Here is a 13,414-nt window from a genome sequence, read left to right on the forward strand (position 1 = left end):
CAGCCCCGCACAGTTGGCGATCAGTGCGCGCCGGCGGCCTTGCTCAGGTCGCTCTCGGCCCACTCGGTGTAGATGCAGGCATCGGCCACCGCCCAGCGGACCTTGACCGTGTCGCCCGGCTGCATCGGCATACCGGCTGCCGACAAGGCCTTGACCGTCATCTCGGTGCCGCCTGCGCTGACCACATGGCAGGTCTGGCTTTCACCGAGGAACAACACCTCGCTGACCTTCGCGCTAACCTCGTTCCAGCCTGCCGGCAAAGGCTCGCGCGCTGCCTGCTCAGCGCTCAGGGCAAGGGCTTTTTCCGGGCGCACCATGATCAGCGCGTCCTGCCCGGCGACCAGGCCCGGGGTCAGGCGAATTGCCAGTGGCTGCCCTTCGAAACTGCCGGCGCCATTGCTGCTGGCCTTGATCCGGAAGAAGTTCGAGTTGCCCAGGAACGACGCGACAAAGGCATTCGGCGGGTTCTGGTAGAGGTCATAACCGCTGCCCAGACCGACGATCTTGCCGTGGCTGAAGATGGCAATGCGCTGCGACAGGCGCATGGCTTCTTCCTGATCGTGGGTCACGTAGACGATGGTGATACCCAGGCGACGGTGCAGTTGGCGCAGTTCGTCCTGCAGGTCTTCGCGCAGCTTCTTGTCCAGCGCGCCGAGCGGCTCGTCCATCAGCAGGATGCGTGGCTCGTAGACCAGCGCGCGAGCAATCGCCACGCGCTGCTGCTGGCCGCCAGAGAGCTGCGCCGGGCGGCGATGAGCGAACTGCTCGAGCTGCACCAGCTTGAGCATGGCGTCGACGCGCTTGCTGATCTCGCTGGCGCTGAGTTTGCGGATCGCCAGCGGGAAGGCAATGTTGTCGCGTACCGACAGGTGCGGGAACAGCGAGTAGCGCTGGAACACCATGCCGATGTCGCGCTTGTGCGGCGGCACATTGACCAGCGATTGCCCGTCGACCAGGATCTCGCCGCTGCTCGGCGTCTCGAACCCGGCCAGCATCGACAAGGTAGTCGACTTGCCCGAGCCGCTGGAGCCGAGGAAGGTCAGGAATTCGCCGTTCTGGATGTCCAGATTGATGTTATCGACGGCGGCGAAATCGCCGTAATGCTTGTTCAGATTACGCAGGCTGACCAGGGTCTTGTTCGGCGCGTTGTCTTTCATCACTGCACTCATTGTTGTTATCTCCGGGCACTCAGGCGCTGACTGGATTGCGCCGGCGCAGGGCGGCGGCGATGAGCATGACCAGGAGCGACAGGCCGATCAGCAGCGTCGAAGCGACTGCGATCACCGGGGTCAGGTCCTGGCGCAGGGTGGTCCACATTTTGACCGGCAGGGTCTGCAGGTTGGGGCTGGCCATCATCACGCTGAGCACCACCTCATCCCACGACACCAGAAACGCGAACAGGCCGCCGGCGATCATCCCCGGACGAATCGCCGGGAACGTAACCTTGAAAATCGCCTGCAAGCGCGAGGCACCGCAGATCACTGCAGCGTCTTCGATCGACTGGTCGAACAGTTTCAGCGAGTTGATGATCGAGATGATGGTGAAGGGCAGGGCGACGATCACGTGGCTGACGACAAAAGCGAACAGCGTGCCGGTGTAGCCGAGCTTGAGAAACAGCGCGTAGACCGCCACGGCGATGATCACCAGCGGCACGATCATCGGCAGGGTGAACAGGCCGTAGAGCATTTCCCGCCCGGGGAAGCGCCCACGCACCAGGGCAAAGGCGGTCGGCAAGCCCAGTGCTACTGCGCACACGGTGGTGAGCACGGCAACCTTGAGGCTGGCCAGGGCGGCGTCCATCCACTCCGGGTTGGAGAAGAATTGGCCGTACCACTTCAGGGTCCAACCTGGCGGTGGGAATACCAGCCATTGCGAAGAGCCGAACGACAGCAGCACGATGAACAGGATCGGCAGCAGCAGAAACGCGGCAATCACACCGGTGGTGGCATACAGGCCAAACCGCAGCGGGCGGCCCATGGCATTTGGAGTCAGGAGCATCGCGGCTTACCTCGCATTGCCGACCGGGGATTCCGGCTGCAGCTTCAGGTACAGGTAGAAAAGCACCAGGGTGATCAACACCAACAGTGCGGCGGCAGCGCTGGCCAGGCCCCAGTTGAGGAACGACTGCACCTGCTGGACGATGAACTCGGGCAGCATCATGTTCTGCGCACCACCGAGCAGGGCCGGGGTGACGTAGTAACCGAGCGACATGACGAACACCATCAAGGCCCCGGAGAACAACCCCGAGCGGCACAGCGGCAAGAACACCTTCCAGAAATTGGTCCACGGGCTGGCGCCACAGATGGAGCCTGCCTGCAGCACCATCGGATCGATGGCGTGCATGGTTGCCTGCAATGGCAGCACGATGAACGGGATCATGATGTAGCTCATGCCGATCACCACGCCGGTCAGGTTGTGCACCATTTCCAGCGGCGCATCGATGATGCCCATCGCCATCAACGCCTTGTTGATCACCCCCGAGGCCTGCAGTAGCACTAGCCACGAGTAGGTCCGTGCCAGCAGGCTGGTCCACATCGACAGCAGCACGATATTCAGCAGCCAACGGCCCCAGCCCTTCGGCACCAGAGTGATCGCCCAGGCCAGCGGAAAACCCAGCAGCACGCTGATCAAGGTCACCAGCCCGGCCACCGAGAAGGTGTTGAACAGCACCCGTGCATAGGCCGAGTTGGCGAACAGCTGCTCGTAATTGCCCAGCCCCGGCACCGGTTCGAGCACGCCGCGCAGGAGCAGGCCGATCAGTGGCGCAAAGAAGAACAGGCCAAGGAACACCAATGCGGGCAGCAGGTTACGGCTGCCGCGCCAGCGTTGGCCGATGCCACTACGGCGGGTGGCCGTGCCAGGTGCGCCGGTGCCGCTGGGGGCACCTTGCGCGTTGTGCAGGGCGTTGATGGCGACTTTCATTTGACCAACCACTCATTCCAGCGCGCAGCGATGGCCTGGCCGTTTTTCGCCCAGTAGGCGAAGTCCAGCGTGACCTGATCCTGGGCGTAGGCGGTGGGCAGGTTGGGCGCCAGTTCAGGTTTGAGCTGGCTGACGCTGTCGAGGTTGACCGGGGCATAGGCGGTGAGGTTGGCGAACTCGGCCTGGCCCTTGGCGCTGCTGGCGTTGGCCAGGAATTTCATCGCCGCGTCCTTGTTCTTGGCGCCTTTGGGGATGACCAGAAAATCGGCCATGACCAGGTTCTGCTTCCAGCTCACACCGACGGGTGCGCCGTCTTGTTGCAAGGCATACACGCGGCCGTTCCAGAATTGCCCCAGCGACACTTCACCAGACGCCAGCAGTTGCTGCGACTGGGCGCCGCCGCCCCACCAGACGATGTCTTTCTTGATGGTGTCGAGTTTCTTGAAGGCGCGGTCCAGGTCCAGCGGGTACAGCTTGTCGGCGGCTACGCCGTCGGCCAGCAGGGCCAGTTCCAGCACGCCAGGGCTCGGCCACTTGTACAGGGCACGCTTGCCGGGGAAGGTTTTGGTGTCGAACAGCGCCGACCATTCGGCCGGCTTGTTGCCGCCAAGCTTGCCTTCGTTGTAACCGAGCACAAACGAGAAGAAGAACGAGCCGACGCCATGGTCGGAGACGAAGCGCGGGTCGATTCGGTCGCGCTTGACGGTGTTGAAATCCAGCGGCTCGAGCAGGCCTTCGGAGGCGGCGCGCAGAGCAAAGTCGGCTTCGACGTCCACCACATCCCACTGCACGTTGCCACTCTCGACCATGGCCTTGAGCTTGCCGTAGTCGGTCGGGCCGTCCTGCACCACCTTGATGTTGCTCTCTTTGGAGAACGGCTCGGCCCACGCCTGCTTCTGCGCGTCCTGGGTCGTGCCGCCCCAGCTGACGAAGTTGAGGCTGTCGGCGGCCTGGGTGGCCTGGCAGGCCAGGGTCAGCAGGCTGGCGGACAGCACTGCGCTTACACGTTTGCTCAACAGCATGGTTACGCCCTCGTTACTTTTGTTATTCGAGGCGGGTTCTGTCACCCGCCAATATGTTCGGGAGCAGCGATTTCAACGATGTGGTGTGGCCGTTTTTGAGTGTAGGAGCCGGCCAGGATTTTAAGGTCTACGGGATATCATATTATGGTATTCCAAACTTTTCGCAAGAGGCATCCGGGTACCGGCGGTCAGCGATTGTTCAAAGTGCAGCCGGCTCGAACGGGATGCTTTGCACCACTTCAAGCTCATAACCAGCCAAACCTGCGTACTTGAGCGGTGGGCCCAGATGGCGCAGCTTGCCAACGCCCAGGTCCTGCAGAATCTGCGCGCCGGTGCCGACTTCCGAATACACCTTCGACTGGCCACGCTGATACGGCCGTACGGGCTGGGTGAGGTGCGGTACGCGCTCCAGCAGTGCCTGCGAAGACTCGTGATTGGCCAGCACCACAACTACCCCCGAGCCTTCTTCGGCAACCCGTTGCAGGGCGGCCCACAAGGTCCAGTTGGCGGGGCCGGCGTACTCGGCACCGACCAGGTCGCGCAGCGGGTCGATCACATGCACGCGCACCAGGGTGGGGTGTTCGCGGCGGATATCGCCCATCACCATGGCCATGTGCACGCCACCTTCGATACGGTCTTCATAGGTCACCAGACGGAAGGTGCCGTGCACGGTGGGCAATTCGCGTTCGCCGATGCGCTTGATGGTCTGCTCGGTGCTCAGGCGGTAATGGATCAGGTCGGCGATAGTGCCGATCTTGATGCCATGCTGCGCGGCAAACACCTCCAGGTCTGGGCGGCGGGCCATCGTGCCATCGTCATTGAGCACCTCGACGATGACCGAGGCCGGGCTGAAACCGGCCAGGCGCGCCAGATCGCAGCCAGCTTCGGTATGCCCAGCCCGGGTCAGCACGCCGCCTTCGCGGGCGCGCAGGGGGAAGATATGCCCCGGCTGTACCAGGTCCTCGGGGCGTGCATCGGCGGCCATCGCTGCCGCCACGGTGCGGGCGCGGTCAGCGGCGGAGATACCGGTGGTGACGCCGCTGGCGGCTTCGATGGAAACGGTGAAAGCAGTGCTGAACACGCTGCCGTTGCTTGGCACCATCTGCTCAAGGCCCAGCTGCTTGCAGTGCTCGTCGGTCAGCGTCAGGCAGATCAGCCCGCGTGCCTGGCGCGCCATGAAGTTGATCGCCTGCGCGTCGCAGCGCTCGGCCGCGATCAGCAGATCGCCTTCGTTTTCGCGGTCTTCATCGTCCACCAGCAAGACCATCTTGCCTTGCCGATAGTCCTCGAGAAGTTCTTCGATGCTGTTGAAAGCCATGCTGCACGCTCGCTGTAGTTTGTGGATTATTGTGGTATACCATCATACACAACAATCTGAAAAACTGGAGAGCAGCGGATGAAGGCCTACTGGATCGCCCACGTCGATATCAGCGACCTCGAGCAGTACCAACAGTACACCCAGCGCGCGCCTGCAGCGTTCAAGGCCTACGGCGGCAAGTTCCTCGCCCGGGGTGGCCGCAGTGAAGCGCTGGAGGGCAGGCCGACGCCGCAGCGCAGTGTGGTGATCGAGTTCGACTCCTATGAGCAGGCGCTGGCCTGCTATCGCTCGGCAGAATATCAAGACGCCTGTAGCCACCGACAAGGGGTGGCCAAGGCTGAAGTGATCATTGTTGAAGGGTTCGAAGGCTAAACCTGCGGGGGGCTGTACTGGCCCCTTGCTTATGCCATCCCAGGCAGCTCGTTCGGGCGCAGGTCGAATACCAGCACTTCGGCGTCGTGGCCGTTGGTAAGGCTCAGCACCTGCTCCTGGCGCAGCCGCACGCCATCGCCTTCGCTGAGTAGTTGGCCGTTCAGCTCGATGCTGCCGCGGGCAACATGGACATAGGCATGGCGGTTTTCCGGCAGCTTCAAGGTGGCACTCTCATCACCGTCGAACAGCCCGGCATAGACCTTGGCATCCTGGCGCACCTGCAGCGATCCCTGGGCACCATTCGGCGAGATGATCAGGCGCAGGCGACCACGTTTGTCGGCAGCGCTGAAGTGCTGCTGCTGATAGCGCGGCACGGCACCCTTGACCTGCGGCACGATCCATATCTGCAGAAAATGCACCGACTCGTCATGGCTGTGGTTGAACTCGCTGTGAGCCACACCGCGGCCAGCACTCATCAGTTGCACGTCACCGGGGCGGATCACCGAGCCGGTGCCGAGGGTGTCTTTGTGTTCCAGTGCGCCTTCCAGCACGTAGGAGAAAATCTCCATGTCCCGGTGCGGATGCTGACCAAAGCCCTGACCGGGCGAGACGCGGTCGTCGTTGATCACCAGCAGGTCGGAGAAGCCTTGCTCGTCTGGGTCGCGATAGCTGCCGAAGGAGAAGGTATGGAACGATTTCAGCCAGCCATGAAAGCCCAGGCCGCGGTCTTGTGCTTTGCGAAGTTTGAGCATGGTGATTCTCCTGTGAGCCTGGGCCGGTAGGGCTTCGGGCTGTTGATGGGAGAAGATTACTGTCAGCTACAACGATGAAAAACTAGCTAAGACGAGATTTACTGTCAGTGCAATGCTGACAATCAGCGCGAGGTTAAGCGATTAGTACCTGCAGTGGCCGTGACAGCTTGGCTAAGCAGGTTCGTTTCTGCCGCATCGAGAAACGACACCAAGGCCTCTGCCGCGCATGTTTCAGCGAAAACAGAACGCATGCCACTCAACCGTCACAAAGCTGTAACAAGAGTGCTGCAATGTGTGCGGGCCATCACACGGAGCGCCTTTTCCATGATACGCCTGATGAAGTCTGCTGCACTTGCCGTTGCGGTATCTCTTAGCGCCACTTCGGCAACCTTCGCCGCAGAAAGCGTGCGCCTGACCGGTTCCGGCGCCAGTTTCCCAGCACCGATCTACCTGACCTGGTTCAAGGATTTCAGCAAGAACACTGCTGGCGTCACCGTTGACTACCAGTCCAAGGGGAGCGGGGCAGGGGTTCAGGACTTCCTGAACAAGACCGTCGACTTCGCCGCCAGTGACTCGGCGATGAAAGACGAAGACATCGCCAAGGTCGGCGAAGGCGTACAAATGCTGCCAATGACCGCCGGCGAAATCGTTCTGGCCTACAACCTGCCAGGCAATCCCAAGGGGCTGAAACTGTCGCGTGAAGTGTATTCGAACATCTTCCTCGGCAAGGTCACCCAGTGGAACGACCCCCAGATCGTTGCCGCCAACCCGGACCTGAAGCTGCCGGCCACGCCGATCACTGTTGTTGTTCGTGCTGACTCCAGCGGTACTACCGCGGTGTTCACCAAACACCTGTCGGCAATCAACCCTGCGTTCAAAGAAGCACTGGGTGAAGGCAACACCGTCAACTGGCCAGCTACTGACAAGTTCATCAAGTCGCCGAAAAACGACGGTGTGACCGCTACTGTTCGCCAGACCCCAGGCGCCATTGGCTACATCGAATACGGCTTCGCCAAGCTGGCCAAGGTCGACTTCGCCCAGCTGGAAAACAAAGCCGGCAAATACGTCGTGCCGAACGCCGAGAGCGGTGCCGAAGCCTTGGCTGCGGTGAAAATGCCTGAAAGCCTGGTCGCCTGGCTGCCAGACCCGGACGGCGCCAAGTCGTACCCGATCACTTCCTACACCTGGATGCTGTTCCGCAAGGACAACGGCAACCCGGCCAAGGCCAAGGCGATGCGTGAAATGGTCGAGTACAGCCTGACCAAGGGCCAGCAGATTGCTGACTCGATGGGCTACATCCCGCTGCCGCCGTCGGTTGTAGAGCAAGTGCGCAAGGCCTCTGCAAATATCCAGTAACACTGCCAGGTCGCTGCGGACTGAGCCTTCAGCCCGCAGCGTTTGCTCCCTGTCCCGGAACTCGCCAATGAACACACCTTTTGCCATACCGGATAACCCCGACTCAGCGTGCCGGCCACCGTCCACCAAGGATTTTCTGGTTGACCGCGCCTTCCGGGCGCTCGCCCGCATCGGCGTGGTGCTGATCCTGGCGCTGGTGGTTGCGCTGGTTTTCGAAGTCGGCCGCAAGGCACTGCCCGGTATGGAGAAGCACGGTTTCGACGTGTTATTCGGCACCGTCTGGGATGTCAACCAAGGCAAGTACGGCATTCTTCCCGCTATTTGGGGCACGCTTTACAGCGCCCTGATCGCCTTGCTGATCGCAGGTTTCTTCGGCGTCAGCATGGCCATTTTCCTGACCCAGGACTTCCTCCCGGCAAAGCTTGCAGCGGTGTTTCGTACCATCGTCGAGCTGCTCGCCGCGATCCCCAGCGTCGTTTACGGCCTGTGGGGCATCTACGTGGTGATCCCGGCGATCCGTCCGTTGACCGCGTGGCTGAACAGCGAACTGGGCTGGATCCCCTTTTTCGGCTCGTCCCTGAGCGGCCCAGGCTTGCTGCCTGCCGCGCTGGTACTGGCCATCATGATTCTGCCAACCATTGCCGCTGTGTCCCAGGACGCCCTGACCAGCGTGCCGATGAAAACCAAACAGGCCGCGTACGGCATGGGCACAACCCACTGGGAGGCAATCCTCAAGGTAATGGTGCCGGCCGCTGCAACCGGCATTTTCGGTTCGCTGGTGCTTGGCCTGGGCCGCGCCTTGGGTGAAACCATGGCCTTGGCGATGTTGGTGGGCAACGCCAACACCATCACCCTGTCGCTGTTCGCCCCGGCCAACACCCTGGCCGCCTTGCTCGCGCTGAACTTCCCGGAAGCCGGGCCGAACGAGGTCGAGGTGCTGATGTACGCCGCACTGGTGCTGATGTTCATCACCCTGCTGGTGAACGTGCTCGGCTCGATGATCATGCTCTACGCGCAACGGGGTAACAAATAATGACTGACCTCTCGTCGCCAACAGCTGCAGTGCCAAGCTTGCAACGCCGGTTCGAAGGGCGCGCCCTGCGCAGCCTGAGCCTGACCACGCTGGTCTGGTGCACGGCGTTTCTGGCCAGCGTGCCGCTGATTTCCGTGTTGTACATGCTGATCATGCGCGGCGGCGCTCGCCTCAGCCTGGAAGTGTTCACCGAACTGCCACCGACCGGTTTCGAAATGGGCGGCGGTTTTGGTAACGCCATGGCCGGTACCTTCGTCATGGTCGGCATCGCTGCCGCGATCGCCGTTCCGGTCGGCATTCTGGCCGCCGTATTTCTTGCCGAACTGGGCCCTGAGAGCAAGCTGGCAAACGCGTCGCGCTTCGCCGCACGGATGCTCACCGGCCTGCCTTCGATCCTCGCCGGGGTGTTTGCCTACGCGCTGGTGGTCATGACCACTGGCACCTATTCAGCACCGGCCGGTGGCGTGGCGCTGGCGGTGTTGATGCTGCCGATCGTGGTCCTGACCGCTGAAGAAGCGATGAAGATGGTGCCCAAGATCATGAAGGACGCCGCCTACGGCATGGGCTGCACCCGCGCCCAGGTGATCTGGAAGATCGTGCTGCCCACCGGCCTGCCGGCGATCCTCACCGGCGTCATGCTGGCGGTTGCCCGCGCTGCCGGCGAGACCGCGCCGCTGCTGTTCACGGCGCTGTTCAGCAACTACTGGATCTACCATGACGGCAGCCTGGCCGTGATGAACCCGACGGCATCGCTTGCCGTACTTATCTACAACTTCTCCGGCATGCCCTTCGACAATCAGCTCGAACTGGCATGGGCCGCCTCGTTGGTATTGGTGATGATCGTGCTGGTAGTCAATGTCGTCAGCCGTATCTTCGGCAAGCCCAAGTACTGAACTCAGGAGCAACTGAATTGAACGTATCCACTGCGCGAAAAGCCGCTCCGTTTGTCAGCCAGGCACCCGTGGTAATGGACTGCAAACTGGACAAGATTTTCTACGGCAACTTCCTCGCTGTGCGCGACAGCCACGTGCCGATCGAGAAGAACAAGATCACTGGTTTCATCGGCCCGTCTGGCTGCGGCAAGAGTACTGTGCTGCGCAGCCTCAACCGCATGAACGACCTGGTCAAAGGCTTCCGCTTCGAAGGCCATGTGCACTTCCTCGGCCAGGATGTGTATGGCAAGGGCGTCGACCCGGTCGTCGTGCGTCGGTATATCGGCATGGTGTTCCAGCAGCCCAACCCGTTCTCGATGAGCATCTTCGACAATGTGGCGTTTGGTCTGCGCCTGAACCGTTACAAGGGTGACCTCGGTGACCGCGTCAAGCACGCGCTGCAGGGCGCTGCGCTGTGGGACGAGGTCAAGGACAAGCTCAAGGCCAGCGGCCTGTCGCTGTCCGGTGGCCAGCAACAGCGGCTGTGCATTGCCCGTGCCATTGCCACCGAGCCTGAAGTGCTGCTGCTGGATGAACCGTGTTCGGCGCTCGACCCGATTGCTACCCGCCGGGTGGAAGAGTTGATGGTCGAGCTGAAGAAGGACTACACCATCGCTCTGGTGACCCACAACATGCAGCAGGCGATCCGTGTGGCTGATACCACGGCGTTCTTCTCGGTGGACATTTCCCAAGGCACGCGCACGGGTTATCTGGTCGAGATGGGGCCGACCACGCAGATCTTCGAAAGCCCGCGTGAGCAGCTGACCAATGACTACATCAGCGGCAAGTTCAGTTGATTCGAGTCAGTCTCAGCGCTGTCGCCTTTGTTAAATTGTTTCTCGGGATTGCCAATGTCTGCAACACGTCGTCTTGATCTACGCGCTATAGAGCGCGCATTGCGGGAGGTGCAGAGCCGCTTCGGCGAGCTGAGCCAGCACTTCACCGAGCAGCGCGATCCGTTTACCGACGAGGTGCTGCAGAATGTGCTGGAAGGCTATGCCCTGGTAGATGATTATGTTGCCCGCGGCATCGACCTGTTCGATCTGCAGCAGCTCAACCTGATGCTCGAGATCAACGCCACCGTGCTTTGTGGCAGCGACCCTGCGCGGCGGGTTGAATTCGCTCAGCACCTGGCTGCAACCGAAGAACACTTCTTCAACAACGTTGAAGGCGGCATCAAGGATTTGTACAACTGGTACTGCTCGTACCACAGCGATTCGGTTTGGAAGCGCGCAGCTGGAGTGTATGTGCGCATCCTCAGCAAGCCACAGCTGTTTATCGAAGGTAACAACCGCACAGGCTCGCTCCTGGTCAGTTACCTGTTGATGCGCGAAGGGCTGCCGCCGTTTGTGCTGACGCTGGACAACGCCGAGGGTTATTTCAACCCGTCCTCGGTCATCCGCAACTCCGCCAAACACGGTGTCAAAGCCTTGTACGAATTGCCCAAGATCAAAAAGAAGTACGCCGCCTTCCTCGAGGCCAAAGCACCGGCCGCTACGGTGTTCTTCCTCAACACGCCGCCTGCGCGCCGTTATCAGGGGACCCACCGATGAGCCGCTTGGCAGTGCTGCAACAGTGCCAGGCCGGCATCGCCCGTGGCTGGCAGGCTGCGACGCGCCTGCTGAACCGTCCACGCGTGCGTATTTCGTTCGATATCGACGACACCTTGGCCTGCCACCACCACAATTGCCCGGCCGAGAGCAGCAAGCTGCCAGGCTTCATGCATGACTGGCTGGGTGAACCGCTGCGCGCCGGTACTCGCGAGCTGATTCGCGATCTGCGCCGGCAGAATTGCAGCGTGTGGATCTACACCTCGTCCGGCCGTACCCCGGCCTACATCAAACGCTGGCTGTTGCTGTATGGCATCCGCGTCGATGGCGTGGTCAACAATGACCGGCATTTGCATGTGATGGCCGAGCATGGGCTGTCACGCCCTCCGTCCAAACATCCGGGTCTGTTCGATATCGATCTGCATGTGGATGATTCTGACGGGGTTCGGGCTGAGGGTATCGATCACGGTTTTCGCGTCGTGGTTGTTTCTCCGCAGGATGACAACTGGACGCAGAAGGTCCTGGATGCCACTGCCAAGGTGCATGCGCAACTGGCCTGGCATCAACCACAGCGCTATGGCCAGCTGACTCGCCAGAGTGTGGCGCCACAGTGGTCTGCGAATCAGTCGCTGGGCCAGTAGGTAACGATTCGATTACAGCTTGCAGGTGCCTGGCGTGGGCACCCCGCGAGATCATCACCGCCTTACGCCGATCGGTTTCGAAAATCACAGACTTCGTCTACAAGGCCACCTGTTATTATGCGTGGCTGCGCCGAACTATCATTGCTTGGCAGGTAAGCTAGCCTGAGGATTGATCTCGAGCTGGCGCAAGTCAGTGGAAAGGAGGGGTATTGATGGAGGTCTGTTACGACCCTGAACGGATGACGCTGAGTTACGCGCAATCTACGACGACGTTAGGTAGCAACGAAGGCGACATGTTGCTGGCCCTGCTCGAAGGTATAACTGATAAAGAAGCGCTGATCTCACGGGTGTGGGGCGGGCGAGGATTGGTTGTTTCTGACAGCAGCTATTACAAGACAGTGCATGCACTTCGCGCTAGCTTTGTTGAAATTGGCCTATCCCGTGATAGTTTGAAAACGTTGCCTAAACGAGGGTTGGTGCTGCTGTGCGAGATTGCACTGGTGTCCACGGAAAGTGCACCTGTGCGCAACGTGCCTGTTCAACTACCGCGTGACAAAGAACTGGCGGATGGCGATGGGCGTGCTGTCGACGATCACAGTAAGTTAGCTAATGTGCATGCACCCTTTGCCGAACCCAGCACGGCCTTGGTGGTTGACCCGCCTGCATCGTGTGGCGGGCTGCCAAGAAGAAACAGTCAGTTGTTTTTGCCTGTTCTGGTTTTCCTTGGTGCTTTACTGCCGCTGATTTATGCATACCTCATATTCCATCAGCCGCCGGACCTGGAAGCATGGAGGCGCGTGTGGGAAGGTGAAGATGCAACACTCTACGCCGAACTCAGTGAAACCAGGTCGAAGGATGAGGTGTTGAAGGCAATGTCCGGGTTTGAGCCGCCATTGCTTTTAAAAGACACCAACTATTATGTGCGCAAGCCGCTGAGTCAATTACTGGTAAGTTGTGTAAAGCCAGAGAGCCACGGGGAGGCACTGTGCGTAAACTATCTGCGCGTTGGCAAAAAGTGATTGCGCTGACGTCACTTTGCTCGATCGTGGTCTTCGGTGGCTTGATCGCCAGGTATGGCATCTCCGTCTATAGAGATATTCCGCGAGCGCCCTGTAGCGCCTCTATCGATTTCGTCCATGTCGAAGAGGGCGTGGGCCTGTGGCGCGGAGTAGGGGACATGACGATTGACCCCAATGAAGGGGCAATCTATGCCTATTATCAGGTGACGTCCCCACAGGGCACCCAATATTTGTATGACCGACGTTTCGACCTGGTGATGACACACCTGGATACGTCGCGTTATCTGTTCAAGACGCGCGCTGTGTCAACATTCGAAGGTGATACGGCTGGAGCGGATATTCCCTTTATGGCGCGTGGTTTTCAGGGCGGGGTAATGACATTCAATTTCTTCTCCGACTTTGAATACTACTTCAATGTGAATAACTTGATTGTCGGCGTGTGTCACGTGCCACGCTAGTGACAGCCCGACTGACGCCGCTGGCCAGGCGGCGTGCAG

15 protein-coding genes are annotated in these 13,414 nt (G+C 60.5%); 9 read left to right on the forward strand and 6 right to left on the reverse strand.

Annotated elements, in window-relative coordinates:
* Nucleotides 1-20 precede the first annotated feature (20 nt).
* The 5 genes from ACQZ2L_RS23230 to ribBA form a co-directional block, all read right to left on the reverse strand.
* Nucleotides 21-1,169 carry an ABC transporter ATP-binding protein gene (locus ACQZ2L_RS23230; protein WP_430328038.1) on the reverse strand — a complete coding sequence of 383 codons (1,149 nt, stop codon included), beginning with the start codon at nt 1,167-1,169 and terminating at the stop codon, nt 21-23.
* 19 nt (nt 1,170-1,188) lie between these two features.
* Nucleotides 1,189-1,998 (reverse strand): ABC transporter permease, encoded by an 810-nt coding sequence (locus tag ACQZ2L_RS23235; protein ID WP_103437076.1) that lies wholly within the window; start codon nt 1,996-1,998, stop codon nt 1,189-1,191.
* A 6-nt stretch (nt 1,999-2,004) separates the two neighbouring features.
* Nucleotides 2,005-2,922, reverse strand: a complete 918-nt coding sequence (locus ACQZ2L_RS23240) for an ABC transporter permease (protein WP_314873808.1) — start codon at nt 2,920-2,922, stop codon at nt 2,005-2,007.
* Nucleotides 2,919-3,944: an ABC transporter substrate-binding protein gene (locus ACQZ2L_RS23245; protein WP_430328039.1), complete on the reverse strand. Its 1,026-nt coding sequence runs from the start codon at nt 3,942-3,944 to the stop codon at nt 2,919-2,921. Before ACQZ2L_RS23245 ends, ACQZ2L_RS23240 begins: the two co-directional genes overlap by 4 nt.
* A 199-nt stretch (nt 3,945-4,143) precedes the next feature.
* Nucleotides 4,144-5,262: a bifunctional 3,4-dihydroxy-2-butanone-4-phosphate synthase/GTP cyclohydrolase II gene (ribBA, locus tag ACQZ2L_RS23250; protein WP_430328040.1), complete on the reverse strand. Its 1,119-nt coding sequence runs from the start codon at nt 5,260-5,262 to the stop codon at nt 4,144-4,146.
* Between the two features lie 78 nt (nt 5,263-5,340).
* On the opposite strand from ribBA, the gene ACQZ2L_RS23255 reads away from it, so the two are divergent.
* The gene (locus ACQZ2L_RS23255; protein ID WP_181087725.1) at nt 5,341-5,634 is read left to right on the forward strand and encodes a DUF1330 domain-containing protein; all 294 of its coding nucleotides are present in this window, start codon (nt 5,341-5,343) and stop codon (nt 5,632-5,634) included.
* Between the two features lie 29 nt (nt 5,635-5,663).
* Here the strand turns inward: ACQZ2L_RS23255 and ACQZ2L_RS23260 are convergent, their stop codons facing one another.
* Entirely contained in the window at nt 5,664-6,386 is a 723-nt protein-coding gene (locus ACQZ2L_RS23260) for a pirin family protein (protein WP_430328041.1), read from the reverse strand.
* A 324-nt stretch (nt 6,387-6,710) separates the two neighbouring features.
* Between ACQZ2L_RS23260 and pstS the strand changes: the two genes are divergently transcribed.
* The 8 genes from pstS (at nt 6,711) to ACQZ2L_RS23300 (ending at nt 13,375) form a co-directional block, all read left to right on the forward strand.
* Nucleotides 6,711-7,742 (forward strand): phosphate ABC transporter substrate-binding protein PstS, encoded by a 1,032-nt coding sequence (gene pstS, locus ACQZ2L_RS23265; RefSeq protein WP_430328042.1) that lies wholly within the window; start codon nt 6,711-6,713, stop codon nt 7,740-7,742.
* Between the two features lie 67 nt (nt 7,743-7,809).
* Nucleotides 7,810-8,775 carry a phosphate ABC transporter permease subunit PstC gene (gene pstC / locus ACQZ2L_RS23270; RefSeq protein ID WP_101319855.1) on the forward strand — a complete coding sequence of 322 codons (966 nt, stop codon included), beginning with the start codon at nt 7,810-7,812 and terminating at the stop codon, nt 8,773-8,775.
* The gene (gene pstA / locus ACQZ2L_RS23275; protein ID WP_103437565.1) at nt 8,775-9,668 is read left to right on the forward strand and encodes a phosphate ABC transporter permease PstA; all 894 of its coding nucleotides are present in this window, start codon (nt 8,775-8,777) and stop codon (nt 9,666-9,668) included. The genes pstC and pstA overlap by 1 nt, the downstream gene beginning before the upstream one ends.
* A 74-nt stretch (nt 9,669-9,742) precedes the next feature.
* Entirely contained in the window at nt 9,743-10,504 is a 762-nt protein-coding gene (gene pstB, locus ACQZ2L_RS23280) for a phosphate ABC transporter ATP-binding protein PstB (RefSeq protein WP_217862385.1), read from the forward strand.
* 54 nt (nt 10,505-10,558) lie between these two features.
* Entirely contained in the window at nt 10,559-11,260 is a 702-nt protein-coding gene (locus ACQZ2L_RS23285; protein WP_101319849.1) for a hypothetical protein, read from the forward strand.
* The gene (locus tag ACQZ2L_RS23290) at nt 11,257-11,898 is read left to right on the forward strand and encodes a hypothetical protein (protein WP_430328043.1); all 642 of its coding nucleotides are present in this window, start codon (nt 11,257-11,259) and stop codon (nt 11,896-11,898) included. Before ACQZ2L_RS23285 ends, ACQZ2L_RS23290 begins: the two co-directional genes overlap by 4 nt.
* A 212-nt stretch (nt 11,899-12,110) precedes the next feature.
* Nucleotides 12,111-12,917, forward strand: coding sequence for a winged helix-turn-helix domain-containing protein (locus tag ACQZ2L_RS23295; RefSeq protein ID WP_430328044.1), 807 nt, complete (start codon nt 12,111-12,113; stop codon nt 12,915-12,917).
* The gene (locus ACQZ2L_RS23300; RefSeq protein WP_430328045.1) at nt 12,884-13,375 is read left to right on the forward strand and encodes a hypothetical protein; all 492 of its coding nucleotides are present in this window, start codon (nt 12,884-12,886) and stop codon (nt 13,373-13,375) included. Before ACQZ2L_RS23295 ends, ACQZ2L_RS23300 begins: the two co-directional genes overlap by 34 nt.
* Nucleotides 13,376-13,414: the final 39 nt, after the last annotated feature.

Source organism: Pseudomonas shirazensis, from assembly GCF_050496565.1.
In the GTDB taxonomy this organism is placed as follows: Bacteria; Pseudomonadota; Gammaproteobacteria; order Pseudomonadales; family Pseudomonadaceae; genus Aquipseudomonas; species Aquipseudomonas shirazensis_A.

What these genes read in the sequence shown, in the direction of transcription:
- ribBA (WP_430328040.1), bottom strand. Translation starts at nt 5,262, where the DNA reads ATGGCTTTCAACAGCATCGAAGAACTTCTCGAGGACTATCGGCAAGGC.
- pstS (WP_430328042.1), top strand. Translation starts at nt 6,711, where the DNA reads ATGATACGCCTGATGAAGTCTGCTGCACTTGCCGTTGCGGTATCTCTT.
- ACQZ2L_RS23255 (WP_181087725.1), top strand. Translation starts at nt 5,341, where the DNA reads ATGAAGGCCTACTGGATCGCCCACGTCGATATCAGCGACCTCGAGCAG.
- pstB (WP_217862385.1), top strand. Translation starts at nt 9,743, where the DNA reads ATGGACTGCAAACTGGACAAGATTTTCTACGGCAACTTCCTCGCTGTG.
- ACQZ2L_RS23230 (WP_430328038.1), bottom strand. Translation starts at nt 1,169, where the DNA reads ATGAGTGCAGTGATGAAAGACAACGCGCCGAACAAGACCCTGGTCAGC.
- ACQZ2L_RS23295 (WP_430328044.1), top strand. Translation starts at nt 12,111, where the DNA reads ATGGAGGTCTGTTACGACCCTGAACGGATGACGCTGAGTTACGCGCAA.
- pstA (WP_103437565.1), top strand. Translation starts at nt 8,775, where the DNA reads ATGACTGACCTCTCGTCGCCAACAGCTGCAGTGCCAAGCTTGCAACGC.
- ACQZ2L_RS23235 (WP_103437076.1), bottom strand. Translation starts at nt 1,998, where the DNA reads ATGCTCCTGACTCCAAATGCCATGGGCCGCCCGCTGCGGTTTGGCCTG.
- ACQZ2L_RS23290 (WP_430328043.1), top strand. Translation starts at nt 11,257, where the DNA reads ATGAGCCGCTTGGCAGTGCTGCAACAGTGCCAGGCCGGCATCGCCCGT.
- ACQZ2L_RS23260 (WP_430328041.1), bottom strand. Translation starts at nt 6,386, where the DNA reads ATGCTCAAACTTCGCAAAGCACAAGACCGCGGCCTGGGCTTTCATGGC.
- ACQZ2L_RS23285 (WP_101319849.1), top strand. Translation starts at nt 10,559, where the DNA reads ATGTCTGCAACACGTCGTCTTGATCTACGCGCTATAGAGCGCGCATTG.
- ACQZ2L_RS23245 (WP_430328039.1), bottom strand. Translation starts at nt 3,944, where the DNA reads ATGCTGTTGAGCAAACGTGTAAGCGCAGTGCTGTCCGCCAGCCTGCTG.
- pstC (WP_101319855.1), top strand. Translation starts at nt 7,810, where the DNA reads ATGAACACACCTTTTGCCATACCGGATAACCCCGACTCAGCGTGCCGG.
- ACQZ2L_RS23240 (WP_314873808.1), bottom strand. Translation starts at nt 2,922, where the DNA reads ATGAAAGTCGCCATCAACGCCCTGCACAACGCGCAAGGTGCCCCCAGC.